The organism is Accumulibacter sp. (assembly GCF_029255145.1).
GTDB lineage: Bacteria > Pseudomonadota > Gammaproteobacteria > Burkholderiales > Rhodocyclaceae > Accumulibacter.
In genome coordinates this window covers 1-3,089 of record NZ_JAPUVQ010000054.1, presented here as the reverse complement: position 1 = coordinate 3,089, position 3,089 = coordinate 1, and the positions used below count along the sequence as shown (strand labels likewise).

General features: G+C 64.1%; 3 protein-coding genes. 1 reads left to right on the top strand and 2 read right to left on the bottom strand.

What is annotated here, in order from left to right; translation table 11 throughout:
* The first annotated feature begins 360 nt into the window (after positions 1 to 360).
* Positions 361 to 1,749 (top strand): glutamate--tRNA ligase, encoded by a 1,389-nt coding sequence (gene gltX, locus Q1L50_RS05885; protein WP_300336687.1) that lies wholly within the window; start codon positions 361 to 363, stop codon positions 1,747 to 1,749.
* 85 nt (positions 1,750 to 1,834) lie between these two features.
* Here gltX and Q1L50_RS05880 read toward each other — a convergent pair whose 3' ends face one another.
* Positions 1,835 to 2,383 carry a peroxiredoxin-like family protein gene (locus Q1L50_RS05880; RefSeq protein WP_300336685.1) on the bottom strand — a complete coding sequence of 183 codons (549 nt, stop codon included), beginning with the start codon at positions 2,381 to 2,383 and terminating at the stop codon, positions 1,835 to 1,837.
* 89 nt (positions 2,384 to 2,472) lie between these two features.
* The gene (locus tag Q1L50_RS05875; protein WP_300336683.1) at positions 2,473 to 2,757 is read right to left on the bottom strand and encodes a hypothetical protein; all 285 of its coding nucleotides are present in this window, start codon (positions 2,755 to 2,757) and stop codon (positions 2,473 to 2,475) included.
* Positions 2,758 to 3,089: the final 332 nt, after the last annotated feature.

Genomic DNA, 3,089 nt, shown 5'->3' with positions numbered 1-3,089 from the left:
GCATCATCCTGGGCGCTCCTATGCGATAGCGGGGGTTGAGTATCGAGCGGGAAAGTTGGGCGCGAGCGTCCGCCTGCAAGGGGCGAACGAAGGCGACTTTGGGCGACGCCGCGTGGGCGCTGTAGATAGCGAGCCTCTTCGCTCTTGCCCACCCAGCGAACACGCAATGCACCAAGAGCGCTTTCCATACGCGACTTATACGGACTCCCCGCGCGAATGTCCAGGGGGACGAACTAACTGCTTGATTGCCCGTGCATCGGGTGAGAGGACAAATCCACCCTGACCGCCACGCGGCGGTCTCACCGGGTCGGGTTTAGTCTGGTCTACAATGCGCACTTTGCCAGCCTGCGACCAGCGACCATGATCCGCACCCGCTTCGCCCCTTCGCCCACCGGCTTCCTGCATATCGGCGGCGCGCGCACCGCCCTCTTCTCATGGGCTTACGCCCGCCGTCACGGCGGCAGCTTCATCCTGCGCATAGAGGATACCGACCTGGCGCGGTCAACGCCGGAAGGCGTGCAGGCGATCCTCGACGGCATGAACTGGCTCGGCCTGACGCACGACGAAGGCCCGTTCTACCAGACGCAGCGGATGGCGCGCTACCGGGAGGTGATAGCCGAAATGCTCGCCGCCGGTACCGCCTATCACTGCTACATGGCGCCAGAAGAGCTCGACCGCCTGCGCGACGAGCAGCGGGCGCAAGGCCTCAAGCCACGCTACAACGGCGCCTGGCGGCCAGAAGCCGGCAAGGCGCTGCCGACGCCACCGGCAGGCGTGGCGCCGGTGATACGTTTCCGCAACCCGACCGACGGCGTCGTCGCCTGGGACGACCTGGTCAAAGGTCGGATCGAGATCGCCAACGCCGAACTCGACGACCTGGTAATTGCTCGCGCCGACGGCACGCCGACCTACAACTTCTGCGTCGTGGTGGATGACCGCGACATGGACATCACGCACGTCATCCGCGGCGACGACCACGTCAACAACACCCCACGCCAGATCAACATCCTGCGCGCGCTTGGCGTGCACGAGCCGCTGTACGCGCACCTGTCGATGATTCTTGGCGACGACGGGCAGAAACTGTCGAAGCGTCACGGCGCGGTCAGCGTCATGCAGTACGACGACCAGGGCTATCTGCCGGAAGCGGTGCTCAACTATCTGGCGCGCCTCGGCTGGTCGCACGGCGACGATGAGGTTTTCTCGATGCAGCAGTTCTGCGAGTGGTTCGACCTCGACCACATCACGCCGTCGGCAGCGCAGTTCAACACCGAGAAGCTCAACTGGCTCAACGCCCACTACCTCAAGCGCGCGGAACCGGTGCGGCTGGCGGAGCTGGTGCAGCCGCGCCTCGAAGCGCGCGGGGTGACCGTCAACGCCACGCCAACGCTCGGCGCGATCATCGCGCTGCACCGGGAGCGCGTCGCCAACCTCAATGAACTGGCCGACGCGGCAGCACCGTTCTACGCCGACGTGCAGCCGCAAGCCGAACTGCTGGCCAAACATCTGACGTCGGAAAGCTTGCCGGCACTGGCCGATTTCATCGCCGGACTGCCGGACGTCGACTGGGAGGCCGCAGCGATTGGCGCCCTGATCAAGGAGAGCGTCGCCCGGCACGGGCTGAAGATGCCAAAACTGGCGATGCCGCTGCGGGTGCTGCTTACCGGCCGCGAACAGACGCCATCGGTTGACGCCCTGATCGCAACCTTTCCGCGCGAGACGGTTCTCAAGCGACTCGCGCTGGCCGGCTAGCAGGTCTGGTTCCCGGCAAGCGACCCGCCGCGCCGGTCCACTTCGCTCCAGCGGCTGGAGCGCCTGAAACCGGAAGCCTCGAGCGCTAGACTTCGCCGGTGAATTCGCCGCGTGCCGGATAGTCCTTGGCGACGGCGAAGTCAACTGCGCCGAGCAGGTCCTGGAACTGCGGACGCGCGAAGGGCATCGTCTGAACGGCGCCGTAATACAGCGTTCCGTCGGGGCGAACCAGAAAGACTCCCGGTTCGCTGAACAGCGCCGGCTCTTCGATCCCGATCGATGTCAGTCCGCGCGAGGTGCTGATATACAGGCCCCATTGCCGCGCGCTCCTGAGGCTCAAGCCATAGCCGAACTGAACTCCCCTGGCGCCGACCTTCTCGGCCATTTGTTTGCCGCGTTCCTCGCCGTCGCTGCTGATCGCCACGGCCTGGACCCCGCGCGACGCGAACTCGGGTGCGAGGCGCTCGAGTTCCAGCAGGTACTTCGCACAGATCGGGCAGTGCAGTCCACGGTAGAAGACCAGCAGGTCGAAATGCCCGGCAGGTGAAGCGCCGAGGACGAAACGCCCACCCGGCGTCAGTGGAACATTCAGTGCGGGTACCGGATAGCGCGGAAGCAAGGCGTTGAGAGGCATCTGGATCTCCTTGTGGACTTTCGCCAGCGGCAAGACAAGGCGTCGGCGGCGATGGCGAAGGCGGCGCAACTGTGCAAGTGTCGCCACGCCTAGCGAGTAATGTCAATCTTGGGCGCTTTCTGCGTATCGGGCGCAAGCTCATTGACCGCGAAATACCCGTCGCTGGTCTCGAAAATGAAACGGCACCCGTCCTCGGGGTCACCCTTTCGCCACTGGACCTGCATGCAGTAACGACCATCGTCCGAGATCTGGCGCATTCCCTGCGCCGTCGAGCTGCGTCCCGCTCTTCCGCGGTTCTCCGACGAGACGATCATTTCTCCGCCTGGATCATTTGCCCAGACATGGATGCTCCTCTTGTCGTTGACGCGCGTCATGCGCTGAGTAGCGCCACGGTTTTTGATGTTTCAATGTTCACGCAAGTTGATGGCATTAGCACGGGTCCGGCCCGAAACGCGCCAACAGCCATGAGTGAGCGTATCGACCCTCCACCGCGTCAAGGGTGCGCTTCGCCAGGCTGCGGAGTCCCGCAGCCTGCCCTTGACCCGCCTCCGAGTCGCCGCGACCATCACACTCGTGATCATCTATGAAATTCCTCCGCAGGACTTGTCTCTATTGCGCGAATGATTCTGACATGTTGAAAGCGGCTGGAAAGTTGATATGGCGGCAGCGGACTGCGGCCCACATCGCTTTGGCGCCGTTTTGGGTG